This window comes from Nocardia nova (assembly GCF_002933465.1).
Classification (GTDB): domain Bacteria; phylum Actinomycetota; class Actinomycetes; order Mycobacteriales; family Mycobacteriaceae; genus Nocardia; species Nocardia nova_B.
In genome coordinates this window covers 50127-76148 of record NZ_PSZE01000014.1, presented here as the reverse complement: position 1 = coordinate 76148, position 26022 = coordinate 50127, and the positions used below count along the sequence as shown (strand labels likewise).

24 protein-coding genes are annotated in these 26022 nt (G+C 67.1%); 16 read left to right on the top strand and 8 right to left on the bottom strand.

What is annotated here, in order from left to right; all coding sequences use genetic code 11:
- Positions 1 to 372 precede the first annotated feature (372 nt).
- The 4 genes from infC (at position 373) to C5E41_RS18175 (ending at position 2707) form a co-directional block, all read left to right on the top strand.
- Complete coding sequence (infC, locus tag C5E41_RS18190; protein ID WP_036500642.1) at positions 373 to 1053, top strand: translation initiation factor IF-3; 681 nt, start codon at positions 373 to 375, stop codon at positions 1051 to 1053.
- 66 nt (positions 1054 to 1119) lie between these two features.
- Positions 1120 to 1314, top strand: coding sequence for a 50S ribosomal protein L35 (rpmI, locus tag C5E41_RS18185; protein WP_030518931.1), 195 nt, complete (start codon positions 1120 to 1122; stop codon positions 1312 to 1314).
- Positions 1315 to 1385: 71 nt separating this feature from the next.
- Complete coding sequence (rplT, locus tag C5E41_RS18180) at positions 1386 to 1766, top strand: 50S ribosomal protein L20 (protein WP_025348785.1); 381 nt, start codon at positions 1386 to 1388, stop codon at positions 1764 to 1766.
- A gap of 71 nt (positions 1767 to 1837) precedes the next feature.
- A complete protein-coding gene (locus tag C5E41_RS18175; protein WP_104377065.1) occupies positions 1838 to 2707 on the top strand; it encodes a TrmH family RNA methyltransferase in 870 nt (289 codons plus the stop codon).
- A gap of 42 nt (positions 2708 to 2749) precedes the next feature.
- On the opposite strand, the gene C5E41_RS18170 is transcribed toward C5E41_RS18175, so the two are convergent.
- The 3 genes from C5E41_RS18170 to C5E41_RS18160 form a co-directional block, all read right to left on the bottom strand.
- Positions 2750 to 3295 carry an SMI1/KNR4 family protein gene (locus C5E41_RS18170; protein WP_104377002.1) on the bottom strand — a complete coding sequence of 182 codons (546 nt, stop codon included), beginning with the start codon at positions 3293 to 3295 and terminating at the stop codon, positions 2750 to 2752.
- Positions 3296 to 3390: 95 nt separating this feature from the next.
- A complete protein-coding gene (locus tag C5E41_RS18165) occupies positions 3391 to 5805 on the bottom strand; it encodes an MFS transporter (protein WP_219823190.1) in 2415 nt (804 codons plus the stop codon).
- Between the two features lie 187 nt (positions 5806 to 5992).
- Positions 5993 to 6565, bottom strand: coding sequence for a TetR/AcrR family transcriptional regulator (locus C5E41_RS18160; protein WP_104377000.1), 573 nt, complete (start codon positions 6563 to 6565; stop codon positions 5993 to 5995).
- 144 nt (positions 6566 to 6709) lie between these two features.
- Between C5E41_RS18160 and C5E41_RS18155 the strand changes: the two genes are divergently transcribed.
- The 8 genes from C5E41_RS18155 to C5E41_RS18120 all read left to right on the top strand — a co-directional run bounded on the left by C5E41_RS18155 (position 6710) and on the right by C5E41_RS18120 (position 15362).
- Positions 6710 to 8191 carry an MFS transporter gene (locus tag C5E41_RS18155; RefSeq protein WP_104376999.1) on the top strand — a complete coding sequence of 494 codons (1482 nt, stop codon included), beginning with the start codon at positions 6710 to 6712 and terminating at the stop codon, positions 8189 to 8191.
- Between the two features lie 408 nt (positions 8192 to 8599).
- Positions 8600 to 9748, top strand: a complete 1149-nt coding sequence (gene pheS, locus C5E41_RS18150; RefSeq protein WP_104376998.1) for a phenylalanine--tRNA ligase subunit alpha — start codon at positions 8600 to 8602, stop codon at positions 9746 to 9748.
- A gap of 54 nt (positions 9749 to 9802) precedes the next feature.
- Positions 9803 to 12304, top strand: a complete 2502-nt coding sequence (gene pheT, locus C5E41_RS18145) for a phenylalanine--tRNA ligase subunit beta (RefSeq protein WP_104376997.1) — start codon at positions 9803 to 9805, stop codon at positions 12302 to 12304.
- Positions 12305 to 12353: 49 nt separating this feature from the next.
- On the top strand, positions 12354 to 12566 hold the full coding sequence (locus C5E41_RS18140) for a ribbon-helix-helix protein, CopG family (protein WP_104376996.1): 213 nt from the start codon (positions 12354 to 12356) through the stop codon (positions 12564 to 12566).
- Complete coding sequence (locus tag C5E41_RS18135; RefSeq protein WP_104376995.1) at positions 12566 to 12910, top strand: type II toxin-antitoxin system PemK/MazF family toxin; 345 nt, start codon at positions 12566 to 12568, stop codon at positions 12908 to 12910. Before C5E41_RS18140 ends, C5E41_RS18135 begins: the two co-directional genes overlap by 1 nt.
- A gap of 50 nt (positions 12911 to 12960) precedes the next feature.
- Positions 12961 to 13743, top strand: a complete 783-nt coding sequence (locus C5E41_RS18130) for an alpha/beta hydrolase (RefSeq protein ID WP_104376994.1) — start codon at positions 12961 to 12963, stop codon at positions 13741 to 13743.
- A gap of 39 nt (positions 13744 to 13782) precedes the next feature.
- Positions 13783 to 14280 (top strand): hypothetical protein, encoded by a 498-nt coding sequence (locus tag C5E41_RS18125; RefSeq protein ID WP_104376993.1) that lies wholly within the window; start codon positions 13783 to 13785, stop codon positions 14278 to 14280.
- Positions 14281 to 14321: 41 nt separating this feature from the next.
- Entirely contained in the window at positions 14322 to 15362 is a 1041-nt protein-coding gene (locus C5E41_RS18120; RefSeq protein ID WP_104376992.1) for a hypothetical protein, read from the top strand.
- 70 nt (positions 15363 to 15432) lie between these two features.
- Here the strand turns inward: C5E41_RS18120 and C5E41_RS18115 are convergent, their stop codons facing one another.
- Positions 15433 to 15918, bottom strand: coding sequence for a carboxymuconolactone decarboxylase family protein (locus C5E41_RS18115; RefSeq protein WP_104377064.1), 486 nt, complete (start codon positions 15916 to 15918; stop codon positions 15433 to 15435).
- Positions 15919 to 16396: 478 nt separating this feature from the next.
- Here C5E41_RS18115 and C5E41_RS18110 point away from each other — a divergent pair, with 478 nt between their 5' ends.
- Both C5E41_RS18110 and C5E41_RS18105 read left to right on the top strand, forming a co-directional pair.
- Positions 16397 to 17953 carry an amino acid permease gene (locus C5E41_RS18110; RefSeq protein ID WP_104376991.1) on the top strand — a complete coding sequence of 519 codons (1557 nt, stop codon included), beginning with the start codon at positions 16397 to 16399 and terminating at the stop codon, positions 17951 to 17953.
- 84 nt (positions 17954 to 18037) lie between these two features.
- Positions 18038 to 18685: a hypothetical protein gene (locus tag C5E41_RS18105; protein WP_104376990.1), complete on the top strand. Its 648-nt coding sequence runs from the start codon at positions 18038 to 18040 to the stop codon at positions 18683 to 18685.
- 29 nt (positions 18686 to 18714) lie between these two features.
- Here C5E41_RS18105 and C5E41_RS18100 read toward each other — a convergent pair whose 3' ends face one another.
- The 3 genes from C5E41_RS18100 to C5E41_RS33935 all read right to left on the bottom strand — a co-directional run bounded on the left by C5E41_RS18100 (position 18715) and on the right by C5E41_RS33935 (position 21283).
- On the bottom strand, positions 18715 to 19905 hold the full coding sequence (locus C5E41_RS18100) for a Fic family protein (RefSeq protein WP_104376989.1): 1191 nt from the start codon (positions 19903 to 19905) through the stop codon (positions 18715 to 18717).
- A 284-nt stretch (positions 19906 to 20189) separates the two neighbouring features.
- Positions 20190 to 20396 carry a DUF397 domain-containing protein gene (locus C5E41_RS18095; protein ID WP_104376988.1) on the bottom strand — a complete coding sequence of 69 codons (207 nt, stop codon included), beginning with the start codon at positions 20394 to 20396 and terminating at the stop codon, positions 20190 to 20192.
- Positions 20393 to 21283: a helix-turn-helix domain-containing protein gene (locus C5E41_RS33935; protein ID WP_030518219.1), complete on the bottom strand. Its 891-nt coding sequence runs from the start codon at positions 21281 to 21283 to the stop codon at positions 20393 to 20395. The genes C5E41_RS18095 and C5E41_RS33935 overlap by 4 nt, the downstream gene beginning before the upstream one ends.
- A 726-nt stretch (positions 21284 to 22009) precedes the next feature.
- Here C5E41_RS33935 and C5E41_RS18085 point away from each other — a divergent pair.
- Positions 22010 to 23746, top strand: a complete 1737-nt coding sequence (locus C5E41_RS18085) for a pyruvate dehydrogenase (protein ID WP_104376987.1) — start codon at positions 22010 to 22012, stop codon at positions 23744 to 23746.
- Between the two features lie 60 nt (positions 23747 to 23806).
- On the opposite strand, the gene C5E41_RS18080 is transcribed toward C5E41_RS18085, so the two are convergent.
- Positions 23807 to 25339 carry an acyl-CoA synthetase gene (locus C5E41_RS18080; protein WP_104376986.1) on the bottom strand — a complete coding sequence of 511 codons (1533 nt, stop codon included), beginning with the start codon at positions 25337 to 25339 and terminating at the stop codon, positions 23807 to 23809.
- Positions 25340 to 25611: 272 nt separating this feature from the next.
- Between C5E41_RS18080 and C5E41_RS18075 the strand changes: the two genes are divergently transcribed.
- Positions 25612 to 26016 carry a hypothetical protein gene (locus tag C5E41_RS18075; RefSeq protein WP_104376985.1) on the top strand — a complete coding sequence of 135 codons (405 nt, stop codon included), beginning with the start codon at positions 25612 to 25614 and terminating at the stop codon, positions 26014 to 26016.
- Positions 26017 to 26022: the final 6 nt, after the last annotated feature.

Here is a 26022-nt window from a genome sequence, read left to right as displayed (position 1 = left end):
GTAGCATGTCATCGAGTTCGCGTCGCCGGGTTGCGGGGGCGGCCGATTGGGAGTAGGGGCGCCTCCGGTGTTAAAGTGGTCGACGACGACCGCCCCGGTCCCGTGCTGGAACCGATCCAGCGCACCGGCTCGGGGCTGTAAGTGGAGCCCGACTCCCACCATCGGCCGGCCTGCGCGCCAGGTTCGATGGTCCGGTCGCCCGCCGTATGCGGCGGGTTCTCGCTCGGATCCGTCCGGGGCGAGGTCGAGGTGGCAGTCCTGTTGATGGACGCCCGCGGCGACCGGTCGACATTCGGGCCCCGTGGCGGTGAAATACCGCGACGGGGCTTTCGTGTTGGGTATGGGGTTGCAGTTGTTGCTCGCGGTCGTTGGATGACACCGCTTGACCTAGGAGGCCCCATCAGCACTGAGACCCGCATCAACGATCGCATCCGCGTACCCGAGGTCCGACTCATCGGACCGGGGGGTGAGCAGGTGGGGATCGTGCGTGTTGAAGATGCACTACGCGTCGCCCAAGAGGCTGACCTCGACCTCGTCGAGGTCGCACCGGACGCGCGTCCACCGGTCTGCAAGATCATGGACTACGGCAAGTTCAAGTACGAGACCGCGCAGAAGGCGCGCGAGTCCCGCAAGAACCAGCAGCAGACCGTGATCAAGGAGCAGAAGCTCCGTCCGAAGATCGATGACCACGACTACGCGACCAAGCGGGGACACGTGATGCGGTTCCTCGAGGCCGGGTCGAAGGTCAAGGTCACCATCATGTTCCGTGGTCGCGAGCAGTCGCGTCCCGAACTCGGTTTCCGGCTGCTGCAGCGGCTGGCCTCCGACGTCGCCGACCTCGGCTTCGTGGAGACCTCCGCCAAGCAGGACGGCCGGAACATGACGATGGTCCTCGCACCTCACAAGGGCGCGAAGACCCGGGTCAAGGCGCAGACCGCCGCGCAGCAGACCGCGCAGCGTGGTTCGGCGCCCGGCAGTTCCGCGCCCGCTGGGGGCGACGCTGCGGCAGGTTCGGCGCCCGCGCCGGAAGCCGAAGCGGCCAGCCCGCAGTAAACCGATACAGCACCGGCGGTATCGCACGATGCGATGCCGCCGGAACGAGACAAGATTGAGGAATCCATGCCGAAGATGAAGAGCCACAGCGGCACCTCGAAGCGATTCAAGGTGTCCGGTCGCGGCAAGCTGCTGCGCCAGCAGGCGAACCGTCGCCACCTGCTCGAGCACAAGTCCAGCCGCCGGACTCGTCGTCTGGACGGCACGGAGGTCGTCGCGCCCGCTGACGTCCGTCGCGTGAAGAAGCTGCTCGGTATCTGAGCGCTCGCGCACCGTTCCCTCTCCCAACCTGTGGGCGCCGCCGCGCCCCTCGATCGAACAAGGACTGACCAGTGGCACGCGTCAAAAGGGCCGTCAACGCTCAGAAGAAGCGCCGTTCCGTGCTCGAGGCCTCCAAGGGCTACCGTGGGCAGCGCTCGCGGCTGTACCGCAAGGCCAAGGAACAGCAGCTGCACTCGCTCACCTACGCCTACCGGGACCGGCGGGCGCGTAAGGGTGACTTCCGCAAGCTGTGGATCGCGCGCATCAACGCCGCGGCGCGGCTCAACGACATCACCTACAACCGCTTCATCCAGGGTCTGAAGGCCGCGGGTGTCGAGGTCGACCGCAAGATCCTCGCCGAGCTCGCCGTCTCCGACGCCGAGGCGTTCGCCGGCCTGGTGGCGGTGGCCAAGGCCGCCCTGCCGGAGGATGTCAACGCTCCGGCCGCCTGAGCTGCGACCAGTTGGCCAACACGTCGAAACGACCCGCGGAGCGCGGCTCCGACGACCGGACGAATCCGGAACTGTCGGAACGCAATCCGCGGGTCGTTTCCGCTGTCAAACTGCACCGCTCCGCTGCCCGCCGCAAGACCGGTCTCTTCCTGGCCGAGGGCGCCAATTCCGTGGCCGCGGCGCTGGATACCGAGCGGGCCGAGGAGCTGTTCTACTCCGATCGCGCCGCCGAACGCGACCACGAACTGGTGGCCACGGCCGCCGCGCTCGGGGTCCGTACCACGCTGGTGAGCGAGCGCGCCGCCGAACATCTGGGTGAGACGGTCACCCCGCCCGGATTGGTCGCGGTCTGCCGCCTCGTCGATCGGCCACTGGCACAGGTTGTTTCGCCGCGCGGCGAGGCACTGGGTGCGCAGGCGGCCGCGGAGTCCGGGCCTGCTCCCGGAGAGGTTGCCTCGGGTTCCCGCCTGCTCGCCGTCCCGGTCGAGATCGCCGACCCGGGCAATGCCGGCACCTTGATTCGCGTGGCCGACGCGGTCGGCGCCGATGGTGTGGTGCTGGCCGGTGATTCGGTGGATCCGCACAACGGCAAATGTGTGCGCGCCTGTGCGGGCAGCCTGTTCCACGTCCCGATCGCGCGCGACCGCGATATCGACGCCGTGCTGAACGCGTTGCGCGACAACGACATCACCGTGCTCGCGACCACCGCGCGTGGTGAAGTCGATCTCGACGACGCCGACGACCTGCTGCGTACCGCGGGCGAATCCGGCGGCACCGCATGGCTTTTCGGCAACGAGGCGCACGGCCTGGACCCCGCCGTCGCGGCGCGCGCCGACCACCGTATCCGCATCCCCATCCACGGCCGCGCGGAAAGCCTCAATCTCGCCGCCGCCGCCGCGATCTGCCTCTACGCCGACGCCCGGCTGCGCCACCGCCCATAGCGCCCGGTCAGGCCGCGGCATCCGGAATCGTCGGCGCATGTCTCATCCCCGGCTCGCGCGCATCTCATGGAATTCCGCGTACAGGCTTTCCATGAGGGCGACGAAGGATGGAAAGCGAGTGGGCGGCTCGGCTCGCCACGAGAACAGGCTGAATGCTGCCCATTCACCGGCATCGTCGACGTCGCCGGGATCGAGGAACAGGATTCCGGAGTCTGCCTCCGCCGAAATCAGTAGTCCGCGAACGAACCGGTTGCCGGCGGCCGACTCCGAGGCATCGTCGAACGGATCCAGATCGTCCCATTCCATCCAGTAGGGCTCCAGGTCGCGAAGCCAGCCCACGTCGGTGGTGCCGCGCAGCCGGGACACGAAATATCCTGCCTCGCGCCAGCCGTCGGTGGTCAGCAGGAATTTCCGGTACGAGGGCGGCAGCGCCGACCCGATCCGGGATTCGGCCGCAGCGACGGCTTCCTCGGTGGCCGGAGGGAAGCCGAGCCGACCGTCCCGCAACACCTCCGCATCGAGGTCGGCGGGCTCGTTGCTGCCGATCCATTCCTCGCTCCATCTCGACAACCACGGTGCCCAGTCCATGACGCAGATTGTTTCAGGCCGGTACGACATGTCGAAGGGCCCTGAATACGACTGTGGGCGCCGGATAGTCGATCCGGCGCCCACAGTCACGTGGATCAGTCGCGCGGGTGCGCCAGCTCGATCACGTGGTTGTCACCGGAGCCCGGGGCCAGGGTCAGCGTGGAGGTGGTCGCCGGGTAGCCGGAGGCCACCACCGTGTAGTCGCCGACCGCGAGATTGTCGAACAGGTAACTGCCGTCGGCGTCGGTGGTAGTGCTGTCGATCACCGCACCCGCCGCGTCGACGAGCGTCACCCGGGCATCGCGCACCGGCCCGTGCGCACCGTGTACGACACCGCGCAGTTGCGCGCCGCGCGAGAGCACCACGTCGAGCTGGGTGATGCCCTGTCCGGCGACCTCCGCCGGCAACGCCACCGGCTGGAACGTGGCGGCGTTGACCGCGACGGTCACCGGTCCGGGAACCAGTTCGGTCAGCGCGTAGTCGCCCTCGGGTCCGGACGCGCCCGCCGCCAGTACGTCGCCGCGGCTGTCGGTGACGATCACCAGCGCATCGGCCACCGGCGTGCCGTCGTCGGCCGCCCGCACGGTGCCGGCCAATCCGCTCATACCGCTCAGCCGCACATCGTGTTCCAGCGGTCGCGTGCCCACGGTGATCGGCGTGGCCTGCGGCTGGAATCCGTCGGCCGAGGCGATCAGCACATACGAACCGGGTTCCGGGGCGTCGAGCGCGTAGCGCCCGTCGCCGCGGGCGATGGCACGGCCGATCTGGCGGCCGGTGGGGGAGATCAGCGTGAGCGCGGTACGCGTCACCGGCGTGCCGTCACCGGCCCGGACGCGGCCGTGGACCATGATCCCGGTGCTCACGAACTCCTCCGGGATCAGGCCGGAGGCATCCTCGGCCATGATCTGGGCCGAGAGCACCGGTTCCGGCCCCGACTCGGCGGCCTGTTCCAGCGCGCCGGTGGTCCGCAGTGGGACCTCCTTGATGAACAGCGTCACCAGGAAGGCGACGAGCGCGATGGGCGCCGCGATGAGGAACACGTCGGCGATGCCGTGACCGTAGCCGGCCTCGACGACCGTGCGGACCGGACCGGGCAGGGCGGAGATGTCCGGGATGTGGTTGCTGCCGCCCATGGCCTGCGCCGCAGCCGGGTTCAGGTGGCTCAGACCGTCGCTGATGTAGTGCTTCACCCGCTCGGCCATCACCGCGCCGAGCGCCGACACGCCGATCGCGCCGCCGAGGCTGCGGAAGAACGTCACCAGGGAGCTGGTCGCGCCGAGTTCGTGCGGCGCCACCTGGTTCTGAGTGCACAGCACCAGGTTCTGCATCGTCATGCCGATGCCCAGGCCCATCATCGCCATGTAGATCGCGACCAGCCAGTAGTTGGTGTCGTAGCGGATGGTGCCGAGCAGGCCCAGGCCGGCGGTCACCAGCAGGCCACCGGTGACCAGCCACGCCTTCCACCGGCCGGTACGGGTGATGATCTGGCCCGACACCGTGGAGGAGATGAACAGGCCGCCGATCATCGGGATGGTCATAATGCCCGACATCGTGGGTGACTTGCCGCGCGCCAGCTGGAAGTACTGGCTGAAGAACACGGTGCCCACGAACATCGCGACACCGATGAACAGCGAGGCGGCCGAGGCGAGGCTGATGGTGCGGTTGGCGAACAGGTGCATCGGCACGATCGGTTCGGCGGCCCGCAGTTCGACGAAGACGAACAGCACGGCCAGCACGACGGCGCCGAGCACCATCACCAGGGTCTGCCAGGACGCCCACGCGTACTTGTCGCCGGCGAAGGTGACCCACACCAGCAGCAGGCACACCGCCGCGGTGACCAGGAAGGCGCCCAGCCAGTCGACCTTCACCTCGCGCCGGGTGACGGGCAGACGCAGCGTGCGCTGCAGCACGATCAGCGCGACCACCGCGAACGGCACACCGACGTAGAAGCACCAGCGCCAGCCCAGCCAGCTGGTGTCGGTGATGACACCGCCGAGCAGCGGGCCGCCGACGGTTCCCACCGCGAATACCGCGCCCAGATAGCCGCTGTAGCGGCCGCGTTCGCGCGGGGAGATCATCGCGGCCATCACGATCTGGGCCAGGGCGGACAGACCGCCCGCGCCGATGCCCTGCACCGCGCGGCAGGCGATCAGCATGCCCGGATTCTGCGACAGACCCGCGACCACCGAACCGGCCACGTAGATCAGCAGAGCGATCTGGACGAGTGCCTTCTTACTGAACAGGTCGGCGAGTTTGCCCCACAGCGGGGTGGTGGCCGTCATCGCGAGCAGGGAGGCGGTGACGACCCAGGTGTAGGCGGACTGTCCGCCGCCCAGCGTGCCGATGATCTTCGGCAGCGCGTTGGTCACGATCGTGGAGGAGATGATCGCGACGAACATGCCCAGCAGCAGACCGGACAGGGCCTCCATGATCTGCCGGTGCGTCATCGCCGCCGTTTCACCCGATTCTGGGGATCTGCGCGCGGCGTCGTTCGCAGAGGTGATTGTCATCGTTCTCTTTCCGGAAGCGGTCGATGCGGCGGTCGGCCGGTCGCCGATGTCGCCGCATCAAGAGGTGTTCGGGGGATATCAAACAAGTTGATTAACGAAAGTAACTATAATCCTGTCAGGGCGCTCCGCAAAGGGCGAACACCCGGTGTGTTCGATCACATCCGGGCGCGGCGGGCGAAAAGGCTGGTCAGTCCTCCTCGAGGCAGGCGTTGATTTCCTCGGCCCAGCGGGTCGGCACCGCGCCGGGGCCGATCACCTGCATGGCCGTCATCACGGTGATGAGCATCCCGGTGGCAATGAACTGGCGGGCATCGTCGGTGCCGGCGCCGGTGAGTTCGCGGACCAGGTCGTAGATGCGCCCGAAACGCTCGCGGACGGGGTCGCCGATCGCCGGATCGGCGCTGGCGGAGAAGCCGTGCAGCAGCAGGAGCAGCAGTTCCCGTTCGGCGAGAAAGACCTTGTAGCCCTTGCCGAGCGCCTTCAGCGCTTCCTGTGGGGTCGCGTTCGCCGGTGCGTCGGCGCGCGCCGCGCGAAAGACCTGTTCGATCCGCGCGCAGGACTGGTTGACCGCGGCGACGAACAATCGTTCCTTGGTGCCGAACAGCCGAATCACGTAGGGCTGCGACACGCCGGCGAGGCGGGCTATCTCATCGGTTTTCGTTGCGGCGTAACCGGTTTCGGCGAATGCGGTGACCGCAGCGGCCAGTACCTGCTCGCTGCGCTCGGCTGCGGTCAGCCGCGTGCGGGTCGAGTCCGCCATGGTCCTCCTCGCGATCGTCCGACGGTCACGGTAGCGCGGTGCGGGCGGGAATCGAGCCTGGCGTCGCTACCTGTTGACATGTTATCAGCGGATGCATACTCTTTTGCCGTCAAGTTATCAGTCGATAACAACAAAGGACCTGCGATGACCTCCACCCTCGAAACCATCCCCCGTGCCGGCGGGTCCGGCTCCCTCCGCCGACCGCTGGGCGCGGTCCTGGCCGCCGTCGGCATCCCGATGTTCATGGTCGCCCTGGACAACCTGGTCGTCACCAACGCGCTGCCGGTGATCCGCACCGAATTGAACGCCTCGCTGAGCGACCTGCAATGGTTCGTCAACGCGTATACGCTGTCCTTCGCGTCGCTGCTGCTCACGGCCTCCGCACTCGGCGACCGCTTCGGCCGGCGCCGGATATTCCTCGCCGGAATCGCGCTGTTCACCGCCGCGTCCGCGGCCTGCGCCCTGGCCACCGAGCCGTGGATGCTGGTGGCCGCCCGTGCGATTCAGGGGTTCGGCGGCGCGGCGGTCATGCCGCTGTCGCTGACGCTGCTGTCCGACGCGGTGCCGGAGAAGATGCGCAGTGCCGCGATCGGCATCTGGGGCGGCATCTCCGGGCTGGGCATCGCGGTGGGACCGGTGGTCGGCGGCGCTGTCGTCGGCGGCCTGAGCTGGCAGTGGATCTTCTGGCTGAACGTGCCGATCGGCATCGCGGTGCTGCCCTTCGCGGCCCGGGTGCTCGGTGAATCCTTCGGCGGCGCAAGGCGTTTCGACCCGCTCGGACTGGTGTTGTCGGCGGGCGGGGTGCTGGCGGTCGTGTGGGCGGTCGTGCACGGCGCCGACGACGGCTGGACCTCCGCGCCGGTGCTGAGCGGACTGCTCGGCGGGTCCGCGCTGCTGGCCGTCTTCATCGCCTGGGAGATGCGAACCCCGGCGCCGATGCTGCCGCTGCGACTGTTCCGGTCGCGTGCCTTCCGGGTCAGCAACATCACCAGCTTCACCTTCGCGGTCGGCGTCTTCGGTGCGATCTTCCTGATCTCGCAGTACTTCCAGGTGGTGCGCGGCTACAGCCCGTTCGAATCCGGTCTGCGCACGCTTCCGTGGACCGCCGCGCCGATGGTCGTGGCGCCACTGGCGGGCCTCGTCGTCGGCCGGATCGGCGCCCGCCCCCTGCTGGTGGCCGGGCAGGCGATGCTCGCCGCGGCGCTGGCTTGGATGGCGACGGTGAGCTCGGTCGACGCCGGCTACGGCTCGTTCGTCGGCGCCATGGTGCTCGGCGGCGTCGGCATGGGCTTGACCTTCGCGCCCAGCGCGACCGTCGTCATGGCGAGTGCCGCCGCCGAGGATCGGGCCATGGCCTCGGGAACGAACAACACCGTGCGCGAAGTGGGCGTCGCGATCGGTGTGGCGATTCTGGCCTCGATCTTCGCCTCCCACGGGTCGTATGCGAGTCCGCGGGGATTCGTCGACGGGCTGGTTCCGGCCGTGTGGACCGGCGCGGTGATCGTGGCGGCCGGGGCCGTGATCGTTCTGCTGCGGTTGCCGCGGCACCTCGTCGCGATCGAGGCGCCGGCGAGTGCGCGGGACTCGGACCACGACGACGCTCCGACCGTATCGGCCGACACATGACATCGGGTCCGGCACGCCGTCGGTGATCAGGCGGCCCGGTCCGCATCGATCGGCGAGGCGGGGCCGGACGCCGGGAATGTGCGCCCCATGTCGCTGTCGGCTCGCAGGATGTCCCGCCCAGGCGCGTCGCCCGGATCTCGGGCGGCGCGCCTTTCCTTATCGCCGCCTTTCCTTATCGCCGCCTCCGATGCCCCGATTGCCGGTGTTCGGGTCGATGACGCAGGACATCCGAACGCCGGAAATATGCGTGTGAGGCGGGCTGCCGACATCGCCTACGATTCGACCAGCGACAATGTTGTGTTGTCACTACTGGACAATGTGTTGTCACTGCTTGACGAAGGTGGAACAACCCGACGTCACGCAGCCGGACACAACGACCCGACCAGCCCAGGGGAGAGACGAACCATCGTGGCCGACGAGAAGGATGCAGCCGAGCAGTCAGCGACGCCGGCGGAGGCGCTCAGCGAAGAGGCTCTCTCCGCTGCTGCCGCCGCCGCGGAGAAGGCGTTCGCGGCCGCGGCCGACCTGGATGCGCTCGCCACCGCCAAGACCGAGCATATGGGCGGCAAATCGCCGATCGCCCTGGCTCAGCGGGCGATGGGCGGGCTGCCCAAGCAGGACAAGGCCGACGCCGGTAAGCGGGTGAACGTGGCCCGCGGCCGGGTTTCGGACGCCTTCGAGGCCCGCCGTGCCCAGCTGCTCGCCGAACGCGACGCCGCCGTCCTGGTCGCCGAGGCGATCGACGTGACGCTGCCGGCCCGGCGCGCCGCGGTCGGCGCGCGCCATCCGATCACGGTCATCTCCGAGCAGATCGAGGACGTCTTCGTCGGCATGGGCTGGGAGGTCGCCGAGGGCCCCGAGGTCGAGACCGAGCACTTCAACTTCGACGCGCTGAACTTCTTGCCCGACCACCCGGCCCGCACCATGCAGGACACCTTCCATGTGGCGCGGTATATATCGGCGTCCGAGGCTGGGCCTGCGGGGTCACGCTCCGCTACCGCCTCCGGCCCTGACGCCTCGGACGCGGAAGGCTCCCGCCAGGTCCTGCGCACTCACACCTCCCCGGTCCAGGTGCGCTCGATGCTGTCGCGCGAGCTGCCGATCTACGTCGTCTGCCCGGGCCGCACCTTCCGCACCGACGAACTCGACGCCACCCACACCCCGGTCTTCTCCCAGGTGGAGGGTCTGGCCGTGGACAAGGGCCTGACCATGGCGCATCTGCGCGGCACCCTGGACGCGTTCGCGCGGGCGCTGTTCGGGCCCGACACGCGAACCCGCATGCGGCCCAACTACTTCCCGTTCACCGAGCCCTCCGCCGAGGTCGACGTGTGGTTCCCGGACAAGAAGGGCGGCGCCGGCTGGGTCGAATGGGGCGGCTGTGGCATGGTCAACCCGAAGGTGCTGATCGCCAGCGGTATCGATCCCGAGGTCTACAGCGGATTCGCCTTCGGTATGGGACTCGAACGCACCCTGCAGTTCCGCAACGGCATTCCGGATATGCGCGACATCGTCGAGGGCGATGTGCGCTTCACGTTGCCCTTCGGTATTCGCGCCTGAGACCGGCCCACATCCACCACCCGAGAACCTTCATACGAGGAAGCGAAACGTCACGTGCGAGTAGCGCAGTCCTGGCTGACGGAAACCCTGCAGCGGACCACCCCCGGCTGGTCGCTGACCCCCGAGGAGCTCGACGCCGGTTTCGTCCGCGTGGGCCTCGAGGTCGAGGAACTCGACACCCTCGCGCCGGTCACCGGCGATATCGAGCACCCGCTGGTGGTCGGCCGAGTCGCCGAGATCACCGAGCTGACCGAGTTCAAGAAGCCGATCCGCTTCTGCAAGGTCGATATCGGCAAGCCGGAACTGCAGGAGATCGTCTGCGGCGCCCGCAATTTCGCGGTCGGTGACCTCGTCGTGGTGGTCCTGCCGGGCGGTGTGCTGCCGGGCGGATTCGCCATCAGTTCGCGCAAGACCTACGGCCACATCTCCAACGGCATGATCTGCTCGGTCGCCGAACTCGGTATCGGCAAGGACCATTCGGGCATTCTGGTGCTGGAGCCTGGCACCGCCGAACCGGGCGCCGACGCCAACGAACTGCTGGGCCTCGACGACACGGTGATCGAACTCAACATCACTCCGGACCGTGGCTACTGCTTCTCGGTGCGTGGCTTGGCGCGCGAACTCGCCTGCGGTTTCGACCTCGACTACGCCGATCCCGCGGTGCGCACGCTGCCCGACGACGAGGCCGACGCGTATTCGGTGACCATCGAACCGGGATCCGGCTGCACCCGGTTCGCGGTGCGCAAGGTCACCGGCGTCGATCCGAACGCGGTGAGCCCGTGGTGGTTGCAGCGGCGGCTGCTGCTGGCGGGTGTGCGGCCGATCTCGCCCGCGGTGGACGTCACCAACTACGTCATGCTCGAACTGGGCCAGCCGCTGCACGCCTTCGACGCGGCGAAAGTGACCGGGCCGCTGGTGATCCGGCGCGCGCACACCGGTGAGACGTTGCGCACCCTCGACGAGGTCGAGCGCGTGCTCAACGCCGAAGATGTCGTCATCACCGACGATTCGGGCGTGATCTCGCTGGCCGGCATCATGGGCGGCGCGAGCACCGAGGTCGGCGGCGCCACCACCGACATCCTGCTGGAGGCGGCGACCTGGAATCCGCTGGCGGTCTACCGCACCGCGCGCCGGCACAAGCTGGTCTCCGAGGCGGGTAAACGCTACGAGCGCGTCGTCGATCCGGAGATCAACGTCGCCGCGCTCGACCGCGCCGCCACTCTGCTGGCCCAAATCGCCGGTGGCACAGTGGAATCCGCACTGACCGACGTGCGGCTCCCGGTGCCTGCCATGAAGCCGATCCGGATGGATATCGATCTGGCCGACCGTACCGCGGGCGTGGTGTATCCGACCGGCACCTCGGCGCGCCGGCTCGCGCAGATCGGCTGCGCGGTCGAGGTGAGTGTCAGCGAGACCGGCCACGGCCAGCTGGTCGTGACCCCGCCGAGCTGGCGGCCCGATCTCGCCCAGCCCGCCGATCTGGTGGAGGAGGTGCTGCGGCTCGAGGGGCTGGAGCAGATTCCGTCGGTGCTGCCGACCGCTCCGGCCGGGCGCGGCCTCACCGCCGTGCAGCGCCGCCGCCGGGCCGTCAGCCGTGCGCTCGCCTTCTCCGGATGTGTGGAGGTGCCCGCGCCGATCTTCATGACCGCCGGGGTCTTCGACACCTGGGGGCTGGACGCCGACGATCCCCGCCGCGACACCATGCGCGTGCTGAATCCGCTCGATGTGGAGAAGGCGGAACTGGCGACCACGCTGTTGCCCGCCCTGCTCGAGGTCGCCGCCCGCAATATCTCCCGGGGTGAGCGCGATCTGTCGATCTACGGCATCGCCCAGGTCGTCCTGCCCGGTCCGGACACCCGCGCCGTGGCCGAACTGCCGGTCGACCGCCGTCCCACCGACGAGCAGATTCGCGAGCTGATCGAGTCGCTGCCCGCCCAGCCTGTACATGTCGCGGCGGTCCTGACCGGCCGGCGTGAACCGCGTGGCCCGTGGGGGCCCGGCCGGGTCGCCGAGGCGGCCGACGCGTTCGCGCTCGCCGATGCCGTGGCCGATGCCGCCGGAGTAACGATCGAGCGCCGCGCCGCCGCCTACCTGCCGTTCCATCCGGGCCGCTGCGCGGAACTGCTGGTCGACGGCACGGTGGTGGGTCATGCCGGCGAACTGCATCCGGCTGTCCTCGAGCGCAGCGGTCTGCCGCCGCGCACCTGTGCGCTGGAACTGGATCTGGACGCGCTGCCGCTGCGCGAATCCCGTCCCGCCCCTGTGGTTTCCGCCTTCCCCGCGGTCCTGCAGGACGTGTCGGTGAGTGTCGAGAAGTCCGTGGGCGCGGCCCAGGTCGAATCGGCGCTGCGCACCGGTGCGGGCGACCTGCTCGAGGACATCGCACTGTTCGACGTCTACGAGGGCGCCCAGGCGGGCGAGGGCCGCAAGTCCCTCACCTACGCCCTGCGCTTCCGCGCGAGCGACCGCACCCTCACCGAGGACGAGGCCAGCGCGGCCCGCGATTCCGCGGTCACGGCGGCGGCCGATGCCGTAGGCGCGGTTCTGCGCGGATAGTGCGAACCACATTCCTACCCGGCATTCCTACCCAGGTAGCATTACGGGTATGAAGCTGAGTGTGAGTCTGTCGGAGGAGGACCTGGCGACGATCGACGAGGAAGTATGTCGGTCGGCTTTGCCCGGTCGGTCCGCCGCTGTGCACAAAGCCATCGAGCTGCTGCGTGCCCGCGCCCTGGAAGATGCCTATGAACAGGCGTGGGAAGAGTGGGAAGAAGCGGGCGAGGAAGCTGCCTGGTCGGTCGCGACCGGTGACCTGTAGTGCGGCGCGGGGACGTCGTGCTGGTTGACCTCGACCCGGTTCGAGGAAACGAGGTGGCGAAGACTCGTCCCGCCGTCGTCGTCAGCAACGACGGCGCCAACCGGCGTGCGGTACAGCTCGGCCGCGGTGTCGTCACCGTGGTGCCGGTGACAAGCAACACGGATAGAATCTTTCCGTTCCAGGTGCTCTTGGAAGATGTTCCAGGGTTGCGGGTGGCGTCGAAAGCGCAGGCCGAACAGGTTCGTTCGGTGTCTGTGGAACGGGTAGGGCGGGTGCTCGGCAGTGTGCCACCCGCGCTGATCAAGGAGCTGGACCGGGCGCTACGCCTGCATCTGAACCTGTGAATTCAGCGGCCGGGTGGAGACTTGGTGGTAGTTGGCGCTAAGAAGGGGCTATGCGACATCCGGCCGAGGGCGTGCTCAACGCGCTGACGTTCCATCCCGAACGTCGGATCACGATGACGCCCGAGCGTTTCGGCTTCGCCCACGAGGACCTGTGGCTCACCGCGGCCGACGGGGCCCGGATCAACGCCTGGTTCGTGCGCGCCGAGAAGCCGATCGCCCACCTGCTCTACGCCCACGGCAACGGCGGCAATATCGGGGATCGCTCGCCGATCCTGGCATTGCTGGCCGCCGCGGGCTTGAACGTGCTGACCTTCGACTATCGCGGTTACGGTCGCAGTCCGGGGCGGCCGAGTGAACGCGGACTGTATCTGGACGCCCGGGCCGCTCGTCAGGCGCTGCTGGAACAGTCCGGCGTGGACCCGAAACGCGTTGTCTATCTCGGTAAATCGCTCGGCGGCGCGGTCGTCACGGAGCTGGCGACCGAATATCCGCCCGCCGCGATGATCCTGATGTCCACCTTTACCGGTCTGCGCGACACGGCCCGCGCGGTCTATCCCTTCATTCCGAAAGCCTTGGTGCCGAACGCGTTTCCGACGCTGCAGCGACTCCGCACCCTGCGCGTGCCGACGTTCGTCATGCACGGCGCCGCCGACGAACTGCTCCCGGTCGAGATGGGCCGGACGCTGCACGCTGCGGCTGCCGACCCCAAGCGGCTGCTGATCTACCCGAACGCCGGTCACAACACCCTGGTCTCGATTCCCGGGTGGTCGGGAACCGTATCGGCGTGGGTTCGCGACGTTCTCGCGGGCGTGGAGTCGGTGACCGGCGAGTGAAGCCGGCCGGACCGTGCTCGCGATGCGTAGCCTGGGAGCATGTCCGAAACCGGTGATATGGCGGTCCTGCTCGCCGCGATGCAGGATGAGGATCTGCTCGAGGTCGTGGTCACCGCGACCACGGGCCGGCCGGGTCTGGCGAAGTTGCATCTGAGCGCGGTCGAACTCTCGGCTCGCCCCACTCCTGCCGAAACTCATGCCGAACCCGTGGCCGATATGAGTTCGGACACTCCCGGTGCGGCCGCCGCCGTGCCGCCGCCGATCTCCGGCGGGTTCGGCCAGGTCGCGGTGGGCTCGGGCGTGCCGCTGCCGCCGGAGGGCTTCGGGGTACCCGGCGGATACTCCGAATCCGGAGTCCCTACTTTCGAGTCAGTTCGCGATAAGGTCGAGCAGCGCTACGGCACCGCCCAGGGGTTGGGGGAACTCGACCGGCAGACACCGGCGGGCCGCAGCGCCGACGAACAATGGCAGGCGCGGGAGAAGGCCGCGCGGGAACGCCTGGACGAGATCCGGAAGTCGCTGCGCGACGACGTGTGATTCCGGCTGCTCCGGCGGTCCGGACAGCTGAAGGGGAACCGATGACCGCAGCACAGGACATCGCCGCGAAACTGCTCGACGCACAGGTGGACTACCTGCTCGCGGAGGTGACGGGCGATCGGTTCGCCGAGGTCGTCGCCCGCGATGTCGACGATGTGCTGGCGGTCGCCGACACCGTCGTCTTCCGCGATGTGGTCTCGGTCGAGGACGCACGCGAGACGGTCCGCACCGTCGTGAACCGCCTCGGCGGCAGCCCGGTCCTGCGGGACTCGGTGGCGGTGTTCGCCGACGCCATCTACGACAACATCGCCGAGAACAACGACTACACCCTCGGCGACGTCGTGGACCGCGAGCCCGTGGAAGCGTTGCTGGAGAAGATCTTCGGCATGCACCAGGCCCAGGAGCGCCTGCTCGAGCGGCTGACCGAAAGCCCCCTGGTGGCGACGGCGGCGTCCAAATTCGTCGACAAGCTGATCGACGACTTCATGGAGTCGAATCGGCAGATGGCCAGCAAGGTGCCGGGTGTCGGATCGCTGGTGTCGTTCGGCACCAACGCGGCCAAGTCCGCCCGCAAGGCCGCCGAGAAGGCCAGCAGCGGCACCTTCATCGGCGATATGGCCGGTAAGGGCGCGATGTTCGCCCTCAAGCGCACCAACAACGCGATCCGGGAAATGCTGCGCGACGCACCGGTGCACGGCGCGGCGATGGAGTTCTGGGATCTGCACGCCGGTGAGCCGGTCAGCGGCCTGCGCGACTATCTGACCCAGGCCGACCTGCGCGAACTCGCCCTGCTGGTGCACCGCATCGTCGTCACCACCCGCGACAAGGAGTACGTGGGTGTCCTTCTCGACGAATGTGTCGACGTGTTCTTCACCAAATACGGCGACCACACCCTCGGCGCGCTGCTGCCCGAACTCGGCCTGTCCGCCGACGACATCCGCACCGAGATCCTGCGCTACGGACCCGCGGTGGTCGAGGCGGCGAAACGAAACGGCGTGCTGGCCAAGCTGATTCGCGAACGGCTCGAACCGTTCTACACCTCGGAGCCGGTGCTGGCGATCCTGACCGAGGCCACGCAGTAGACCGGCACGCACGAACCGCGGCAACGGCCCGGCCCAAGGCGACTGCCCTGAGCCGGACCGCGCTCGCTGATCAGCCGTCGATATCGGCGAACATGCCGGGCTCGTACGCGCCGCCCTGCTGGCGCACGATCACGCCGAGCCGGTTCGCCGCGTTGATCTGAGCGACCAGCCCGACCAGTGCGGCGATCTGGTCGTCGTCGTAGTGCTTGCGCACCTGCGCCCAGGTCTCGTCCGATACTCCCTGATGGGCGTCGGCGAGACGGGTGCCCTCCTCGGCCAGCGCCAGCGCGGCCCGCTCGGCCTCGCTGAACACCGACGCCTCGCGCCACGCGGCCACCAGGTTGATGCGCACCGCGGGCTCGCCGGCTGCGGCGAGATCCTTGCTGTGCACGTCGGTGCACCAGCCGCAGCCGTTGATCTGGCTGACGCGCAGCATCATCAGGTCCTGGGTGGCCTTGGGCAGCGTCGACTGGAGGATGACCATGCTGGTATTGCCGAATCGCTTGGCGAACTTGACGCCGAGTGCACTGTCGGTGAGGCTGAAACGGGATTTCATGACGTCGTCCTTGCTGTCGTGATCGTTGTCGGGAACGACCACAAGATGCCGCCCGCACGATCGATGTGACGGTGCGGAAAGGTGATGTGCGGCACAAGTATTCGGTGTCACAAACAGTGGTTGCCCGGCGTCGGGCTCGCCGCGCCCCGACCGGGTGCCGGTAGGCCGGCATCAGCGCAGCCGTCCCATGTCGTTCACGAGACCAGCGTGGGCCGCGGTGCGAATGCCCACAATTCCCTGCGGGGTATGGCCGGGTGCCGGTATCGCGGTCGCCGGACCCGACCGGCAACGATTCGGCGACATCGAATTGCCCTCGCGGAATTCGATTATGCACGTTTGAATTTTCTGCCCAGAGGGTAAGGGTGCCCATTTTCTGAGAACCGACCGCGCGGTATATGAGTGTTCCCACTACTGAATGTACCGACGCCCGGCGCTACGTTGTTTGAAGTTTCAATGTTGTCCACCGGAAGGTCCGGTCATGAGCACAGACCATCGACCCGTCGAATTGTCGGCTCTGGCCGCGGCGTTGCATACCGAGCAGGACGGCTACCGAAAGTCGTTACGCAACCGTCAGTTGCAGATGATCGCGATCGGCGGAGTGATCGGCACCGGGCTGTTCCTCGGTGCGGGTGGGCGTCTCGCGGATGCGGGTCCGGGGCTTTTTCTGGTCTACGCGGTCTGCGGTGTCTTCGTCTTCTTCGTGCTGCGGGCGCTGGGCGAGTTGGTGCTGTATCGCCCGTCGTCCGGGTCGTTCGTATCCTACGCGCGCGAATTTTATGGCGAGAAACTCGCATTCGCCGTCGGCTGGATGTATTTCTTTCACTGGTGTATGACCGGCATCGTCGACATCACCGCGATCGCGACATATGTTCGATATTGGGATGCGTTCACGGTGGTGCCGCAGTGGGTGATCGCACTGGTGGCGCTGGTCGCGGTCGTCGGCACGAATTTGATCTCGGTGCGATGGTTCGGAGAGCTCGAATTCTGGGTGGCGCTGGTGAAAGTCGTCGCCCTCATCGGATTTCTGATCGTGGGCTCGGTCTTTCTCGCCGGCCGGTTCGCCATCCGGGGCGAAGTCGCGGGGGTCGGCGTGATCGCTCATCACGGTGGACTGTTCCCGACCGGTGTGCTGCCGCTCGTCACGGTCACCACGGGCGTCGTATTCGCCTATGCGGCAGTGGAGTTGGTCGGTATCGCGGCGGGGGAGACCGAGAACCCGCACGAGGTGATGCCGCGCGCCATCAATTCGGTCATCGCCCGCATCGGGGTGTTCTATGTCGGCTCACTCGTCCTGCTCGGACTGTTGCTGCCCTACACTGCCTTTCGTGACGGCGAGAGCCCGTTCGTCACCTTCTTCGCCCGCGTCGGCGTTCCCGCTGCCGGGTCGATGATGAATCTGATCGTGCTCACCGCCGCGTTCTCCAGTCTCAACGCCGGCCTGTATTCCACCGGCCGCATCCTGCGCTCGATGTCGGCGAACGGCAGCGCCCCCGCCGTCGCCGGCCGCATGTCCCGCACCGGCGTGCCCTACATCGGCATCCTGGCCACCGGCGTGATCGCGCTGATCGGCGTCGGGCTCGACGCGGTGGTGCCGGACAAGGCCTTCGAAATCGTGCTCAACGTCTCGGCTCTCGGCACGATCGTCTCGTGGATGGTGGTTCTGCTCTGCCAGTTGCGCCTGTGGCGACGCTGGTGGGACGGCATCTCCCACCGCCCCGCGTACCGCATGATCGGCGCCCCCTACACCGGTATCGCCACCCTCGTATTCCTGGTGGCCGTGGTGGCACTGATGGCCTGCAGCAGCGACCCGGTCCAACGCTGGGCGGTCGTGGCGACGGTCTGTGTGATGGGCCCCGTCCTCGTCGGGGGATGGTTCCTGACGCGCCGGAAAGTGTTGCGGATAGCGGCGATTCGCCACGACCACACCGGCCAGTTCCCGGTGGTCGCCGAGCGCCCGTGGCCGGGGCGGCCGGCGGAGCCGGAAGTGATCGTGCAGGAACCGAAGCGCGACCCACGTGAAGGTCATCCTCTCTGAGAATGTAGTCGGACGGAGGACGCTGCCGGTGTGGTGTGATGCGGTGCGCGATGGTCGAGAACTCGGTCGGGTAGGCTTCCCGAAATGCCAATCCTGTTCGATACCAGTGGGTTACAGCAGTCCGGTGAAGATATCTGGGACTCACCTGTCACGGGCGATCGGATCATCCGCCAGTACACCCCTGGAGTGCCGACGATTCCCGCCCCGCTGGAAGATCTACCGGCCCTGCGGCGCGACCTCGCCGAAGCGAGTGCAGGCGGCGGCTGCTTGATCGAGGCGCACGTCGTGTCCTTCGCGGACCTGCCTGCACTGCTGCGTTTCGAAAAGATGCGGCATTGGAATCGCCCTAACAGCCTGATCTACACCGCATCGATCATCGTGCCCCGAGCGATCGGCGCCGCGACCGTGCTCGTCCTGTGCGCCGACAACGGTCCCATCGGCCTCCGCGATGCCATGGTGGCGGCGAAGCTGGGAATCGAGGCAATGACTCCGCCGCATCCGTACGCTCCGCACGTTCGCGGCGCCCTGCCCTACAGTGCATCCGATGACGCGCGATGGGATGCCGAATTCCCTGATCACGCCCTGACCCGAGCCCGTCGATGGTTCGCCGAACTCTCCCGAACCGCGCGGGCCGACCCGCAATTCGCGGCCCTGCCGCCCTTCACCGGCCCGATCCCGGATTTTCCGAGCATGACCCCGCTGAACGATCCGCCGCCGTCATGGCTTCGGTAGCGACTGCCGCTTGCTGACGGGCTCGCCAACTAGCCACTGTGCAAAGCTCGTTTCCCGATCGCGGCGCTCAGCGCGTCCAACTCCGCGATCACGTCGACCGCGGCCCAGACGCGGCTGCGTCTGCTCTCGGAAAGCACCTCCAGGATGCCGGCGGCGGTCAGTCGATCCAGCGCCCGGTACGTGCTGGCTTCGGTTGTGCCGGTGAGGTTTTGCGCGATCTCCACATTGAGGATCGGATTGTCGAGGAGAGCTTCGAGCAGGGCCTCATCCGCCGACCTCGCCCGCGGTCGGGCGACAGCGGCCCAACGCTGCGGTAGTCCGCTCAAGGCGAGGGCAGACTCTTCAGCCGCCGAGCTGGAATGGATCGCGGCGTGAGCGAAGTATTCGACCAGTTCGTCGGCTCGTCCCGAACGATAGCCGTCGAGGTGAGCGAAATAGCGGTGGGTGTCGGCAAGCATGACCGACGCCAACGGAACAGTCACGCGGTGGGTGAGCCGGCGACGCCGGAAAATCGCGCTGATCAACGCCCTTCCGATATGTCCGTTGCCGTCGGTGAACGGGTGAATCGACTCGAATTGGGCATGGGCGATCGCTGCCTGCGCAACGATCGGTACGTCGGTTCGATTGGCGAAGCGCAGCAGATCGGCCATCAAAACCGGAACCAGGTCCGGCGGCGGTGGCACATACAGTGCGTCGAGGGGGGTGTAATCGCTGCCGCCGATCCAGTTCTGGACGTCGCGCAACTGCCCCGAATCGCGGGCGGTGTAGTAATCCGGCGACATCAGCATGCGATGGGCGTCGAGCAGCATCTCGAGTGTGATGTCCTCGTGTGCCGCTCGATCGACCATGGCCGCCAGGGCCCGAACCGCCGCCAGTTGCGACAGGGCCTCGTCGCTTGCCTTGGCTCCCGCGACGGCCTTGCCGAATGCTCGCCAGCCCGCGTCGATGTGCTCGATCTTCGACGACGCTACCGATTCGCTACGCAGCAGAAAGCCTGCCAGGGGTGCGAGGTAGGCCCCGAATCCGGCTTCCAGCCGCGTCACCGCGATGACGGCGTCCTCCTGTGCGCGAGCGACCGAGCCGACAGCGTCGAAGTCGAGTTCGGCGATGCTCGGGGGAATGGAGACCTCGATGCGGTCGAGTAGGCGATCGGCGCGAGAACCCTGCCGTATACGCGCCTGCCAGTCCCGCTTCTCCTTGCGGTGAGACGGCCAAGTCATATCGGGCTCCTCGAAGCGGGAAAGTATAGTAAGCGCAGCGTTACTATACTTTATAGTGGTTAACCTATAGTAACTACCCTCTTGCTGTACTTTAGGCGCTCGACTTCTCCTCGGGGCGGTCGACAGCAGCGCTTGGCGCGTCGGATGGGCCGTGCGGTGGGGCCGTTTGTACCCCCTGGCTTCGTGCAAAAAACGACGAGCGTCCGGTCCAAAGATTCGTGAAGATGACGACACGACAAGGGCGTCCGAGCTCATTGGCCCGAACGCCCTTGTGGCACAGAAGGTTAGGTGAGGTCGAAGCCGCCGCACTCGAGGCGGGCGGTGAACGCATCCCATTCGGCGGGGGCGAAGACGAGGGCGGGGCCGGTGGGGTTCTTGGAGTCGCGGACGCCGACCATGCCTTCGGAAAGGTGGGCTACCTCGACGCATTCCTTGCCTGACGAACTGCGGCTGGACTTGAACCACTGGGCGCCGGATAGATCAATACTCACGCGAACTCCTCAGCTAGTGCCAGGATCATGTTCCTGCTGTCGTGTTCGTCCAACGCTACCTGCTGAATCGCGCTCAACGCAGCGCGATAGCGAGTGACTTCCTCGGGCCGCTCCAAGTACAGATCGCCCGCATACGCTTCGATGTACACCACCGGCGGTTCCGACAATTTCGACTGCGGCAGGTCGGGGAATTCGAGGAGAATGAACGACCCGGCCAGCGGTCCGGTGTGGCGGCGAGCGTTGAACGGGACGATCCGTATGGAGACGTTCGGCCTTTCGCACATCTTCGCTAGGTGAACCAGCTGCTCTGCCAACACGTTTCGGCCACCGACTTGGTCACGCACAGCGGCTTCGGACAGTAGAACATCCAGCATGAAAGTGGGGTCTTCGAGGCGCTTTTGCCGGTGAGCAGTCACTTCCAGACGCCCTTCGACTGCTTCGGGGGCCAGTTCGGGAATCTCCGACCAGGCCAGTGCGCGCCGATATGCAGCTGTCTGCAACAACCCGGGCACGATCTCGGTTTTCCATGCCGTCAGACGACTGGTGGCCTCTTCCAGGGCGAGGTAGTGGTCGAACCCGCTGGGGATCTTGGCGTCCGCATATGCCCGCCACCACCCGCCTCCGCGCTCCCGCGATGCCCGCACCTCCGACACCAATCCCAGCAGTGTCCGGCGCTCCTCGTCCGACGCCTCGTAGAAGTCGCACAGCGCATTCACCTGCAGCCCAGTGGTTCTCGTCGACAACCCCTCCTCGATGCGGCCGATGGACTGGGGTGAGGTTTCGGCGGCGCGGGCGGCGGCGGCCTGTTTCAGTCCTTTGGCCTCGCGGAGGCGGCGCAGTTCGCGCCCCAGGGCGCGGCGGGCGAGGGTGCTGCCGGTGACGGACATATCTTTAGCCTCCCTAATGGTCGAGCCTGTTTCTGGAAGCCACCCTGTGGTGGCGTTCGAAGTTCTGTCCCCGTAGTGAATGTCCGGGATCCGTGAGAAACATTCGGGCACTTGCCTATTCCGGATGCGGGACGTTTCGAGTGTACTGGCATCAGCCCGGTAGCCGGGAAGAACCAACCGCCGAATTCCGATCGTTCTCGGAATCGGCGGTCTTCGGCCCCGGCTATCGGGCATGCCATTGATGAAACCCGCAGGAGCGCACCGATGCACGGACGTCCGATCACCGATCACATCGAGATCACGGCGGTGGTTGCTCGAAGTCGCGTGCGCGTTATCGGTCGTATCCGCAGGCCGGTGGCACAGTTTGTTGTGCGACCGAAATATGCTGTCCGACAACCACTTTTCATCCTCAAGACAGTGCCGGACGATGGCTCGGCCGGCCGGCCGACCGGCATGCGCTGCGAATATGCAGAGTGCAATTTCGCCGACGCTGGCGAACCTGGCTGTGAATCGCCTACGGGATCGAATCAAGGGGCGAGTCTCGGTGCTCTTTCCGAAATCGGCTCTGCTGCGGCAAGCGGTCCGCGTGCGGTACGACGCCATTTCCGCTCCTCGCCGCCCGGTAGTATTCGTGGCGATCGCGAATCTGTTCATCCGGCAAGGGAGCTTCGGCTCCGGGGCGAAGGCGAATACGCCGGCGCCGATCACAGCGGTGGAGGAGAGCGCATGGCGAAAACGACTGTGGCCGACCAATTCGTGCACGTTCTCGCGCAGGCCGGAGTGCGGCGGATCTACGGCGTGGTGGGGGACAGCCTCAATCCGATCGTCGACGCGGTGCGCCGCACCCCGCAGATCGAATGGGTGCATGTGCGCAACGAGGAAGCCGCCGCCTTCGCCGCGGCGGCGGAGGCGCAATTGACCGGCCGCCTGGCCGTCTGCGCGGGAAGTTGCGGCCCGGGCAACACCCACCTCATCCAGGGCCTCTACGACGCGCACCGCACCGGGGCGCCGGTACTGGCGCTGGCCTCTCACATCCCCTCCGATCAGATCGGCACGCAGTTCTTCCAGGAAACGCATCCGGAACGCCTCTTCGTCGAATGCAGCGGATACTGCGAAATGATCAGCCGGGCCGAACAGATGCCGCGCATGCTGCGGATCGCGATCCAGCATGCGCTGGCGCGCCACGAGGTGTCGGTGGTGGTGCTCCCGGGCGATGTCGCCCAGTTGGACACCGCGCATCCGACCGGCGAAACGAGCCTCGTCTCCGAACTCGGTCGCGTCATGCCCGCCGCCGAACAGGTACGGGCGCTCGCCGACGCCCTGAACGCGGCACGAACCGTCACCCTGTTCTGCGGTGCGGGCGTCCGCGACGCGCACGACGAGGTACTGCGGCTCGCCGAAATGCTGCACGCCCCCATCGGGCACAGCCTGCGCGGTAAGGAATGGATTCAATTCGACAATCCCTACGACGTGGGGATGAGCGGCCTGCTCGGCTACGGCGCCTGCTACACGGCGATGCACGAGGCCGATCTGGTCCTGCTGCTGGGCACCGACTTCCCCTACGACGAATTCCTGCCGGGAACCAATACCGTGCAGATCGACCACGATGCCTCCCACCTCGGCCGGCGCACGCTACTACAACTGGCCGTGCACGGCGATGTCCGTGAAACCCTGCGCGCGGTCCATCCCCTACTGACGCAGAAATCCGACCGGGAATTCCTGGACCGCATGCTCGCCGAGCACTACCGGCTGCTCGAGCAGGTCGTCGACGCCTACACTCGAAATGTCGCCGACCACAAGCCGATTCACCCCGAATACGCCGCCGACATTCTCGACGAACTCGCCTCCGACGATGCGATCTTCACCGTCGACACCGGCATGTGCAATGTGTGGGCGGCCCGCTATCTGACCCCGAACGGCCGCCGCCGGGTGATCGGGTCGTTCCTGCACGGCACCATGGCCAATGCCCTGCCGCACGCCATCGGCGCGCAATTCGCCTATCCGGACCGGCAGGTCATCTCGATGTCTGGCGACGGCGGATTGGGCATGCTGATGGGTGAACTGCTCACCGTGGCGCTGCATCGGCTGCCGGTGAAGATCATCGTCTTCAACAATTCGTCGCTGGGTATGGTCCGGCTGGAAATGCTGGTGGACGGCATGCCGAATTTCGAAACCGACCATGCCCCGGTCGATTTCGCCGCCGTGGCCCGCGCCGCCGGCATACACGCGGCGCGGATCACCGATCCGTTCGCGATCCGGAATGCCATCGCCGAAGCGCTGGAACATCCGGGTCCCGCACTGGTCGACCTCGTCACCGACCCCAACGCCCTGTCTCTCCCGCCGCACATCACCGCCGCGCAGGTGCGCGGCTTCGCGCTTGCGGCCAGCAAGATCGTGCTCACCGGCGGCGTGGGCCGCATGATCGATATGGCCCGATCCAACCTGCGCAACGTGCCGCGCTGAAACGGCGAGTTCCCCAGCGGAATTCGCGGAAGCGGGCAGGACGTACCCGTCCGGCAACGGTCACACGTACTGCTCGCGCAGCTTGCCCTTGACCAGTTTTCCCGTCGGCGTACGAGGCAATTCGTCGGCGAAGTCGACGCTGCGCGGCACCTTGTAGTGGGCGATGCGCTCGCGCAGGAAGTCGCGGAGTCGTTGTGCCAGTTCGGGTCCGGGTTCGGCGCCGGGTGCGGGCTGGACGACCGCCTTCACCGATTCGCCCATCTCCTCGTCGGGTATGCCGATCACCGCCACATCGAGCACGTCGGGATGCAGGGCCAAGGCGTCCTCGATTTCCTGCGGGTAGATGTTCACCCCGCCGGAAATGATCATGAATGCCTTGCGGTCGGTCAGGAACAGGAAGCCGTCGGCGTCGACATAGCCGATATCGCCGGTGGTGGTCCAGGTCGGATGGTCGGGGTGGATCGCCTTCGCCGTCTTCTCCGGATCGTTGTGGTAGCCGAACGGGAGTTCCTCGCGTTCGAAATAGATGGTGCCGATCTCGCCGACGGGCAACTCATGGCCGTCGTCGTCGCAGATGCGAACCTCACCCAGGCCCGCCGGCCCGACCGAGCCGGGTTTGCGCAACCACTGCTCGCTGTCGATGAAGGTGGCGCCGTTGCTTTCGGTGGAGGCGTAGTACTCGTGCAGCACCGGCCCCCACCAGTCGATCATCGCTTGCTTCACCTGCACCGGACACGGCGCGGCGGCGTGGACGGCGACTCGCGTACTCGAGACGTCGTAGCGGGCACGCACGCTCTCGTCCAGTTTCAGCATGCGCACGAACATCGTCGGCACCCACTGGCTGTGGGTGACGCGATAACGCTCGATCGCGGCGAGGGCTTGTTCGGCGTCGAACCGCTCCATCACCACCACGGTTCCGCCGAAGGCATGAACCACGCCGCCGAACCGCAAGGGCGCGGCGTGATACAGCGGGGCCGGCGACAGGTACACGGTGTCGGTGTCGAATCCGTAGAGCGGGCCGAAGATGGCGGTGTAGGTGTCACCCAGCGGATCGCCGACCTGAAGGTCCGACAGCGGATGCTTGATCCCCTTCGGTCGTCCCGTAGTGCCCGACGAATACAGCATGTCCGCGCCGCGCGGCTGATCCGGCAGCGGTTCGGGAGACTGTGCGGCCACAGCCTTTTCATAGGATTGGTATCCCGGCACGTCACCGCCGAAGGCGATCCGGAGTCCGACCTCGGGCGTCTGCTCGGCCACCCGCTGAGCCACATCCGCCAGCTCCGCCGACACGATGAGCGCCCGCGCGCCGCAATCGTTGACGATGTAGCTGATCTCGGCTGCGGACAGATGCCGGTTGACGGCCGTGATGTAAAGGCCGGATCGTAATGCCGCCCAGTAGACCTCGTACACCTCGAGCGTATTACCGGACAGCAGCGCGATGTGATCGCCCTTGCGCAAGCCCGCGTCGTACAGGTGGCGGGCGAGGCGAACCGAGTTGTCCTCGAGTTCGCGGTAGGTCAGCGTCTCACCGCTCTCGGCCAGCACGACCGCCGGTTTGTCAGGGAAACGATCGACATGCGCACCCGGGTACATCCTGCTCCTCCGCAACACCGCCGACGGCTCTGACGCGACCGCCGGTCGAGAGGGGCCTGCCTCGCCGCCGCGACACCGGCCCGCCGAGACACCGTCCCGACGTGCGCGACGATAGCGGAAAGTGAACCACGATTCGTGGGTTATCGCCAAACTTGTGAACCGCTCGAGAGCGCACGAAGGCTCGCATGCCCGGCGCCCACCTTTTTCGGGGCATAACAGGTTTGCCGACGTGTCGATATTCCGTACGAGAGTTCGTCGAACGGGAGGTTCCTATGAAGGTCGGGCGTATCGGCGTGTTGGCGGCCGGGGTGGCGACGGCGGCCACGACCGCGGTGGGTTTCGGCGTTGCGGCGCAGGCCGAACCGACCGGTGCCGATGTGGAGGTCTACACCTACTGCGGCGGGGCGCTGCCGGGCTTCCCACCGCCGTTGCAGGTGATCGTCCGCAATATCGGCACCGCGACCGCGGAGAATGTGGCGGTGACCTACTGGACGCCGTTCGGCCCGTCCGGATCCATCATCGAACCCAGTCTGGCGCCGAGAGAAATCGCCAACTACACGGTCGGCACCGCGCGCACGCTGGAACTGATCACCGCCACGGTGACGAGCACGACGCCGGATGCGAACCCCGGCAACAATTTCGTGGTCCAGCCGATGTTTTGCACGGGGTCGATGTAGCCCTGC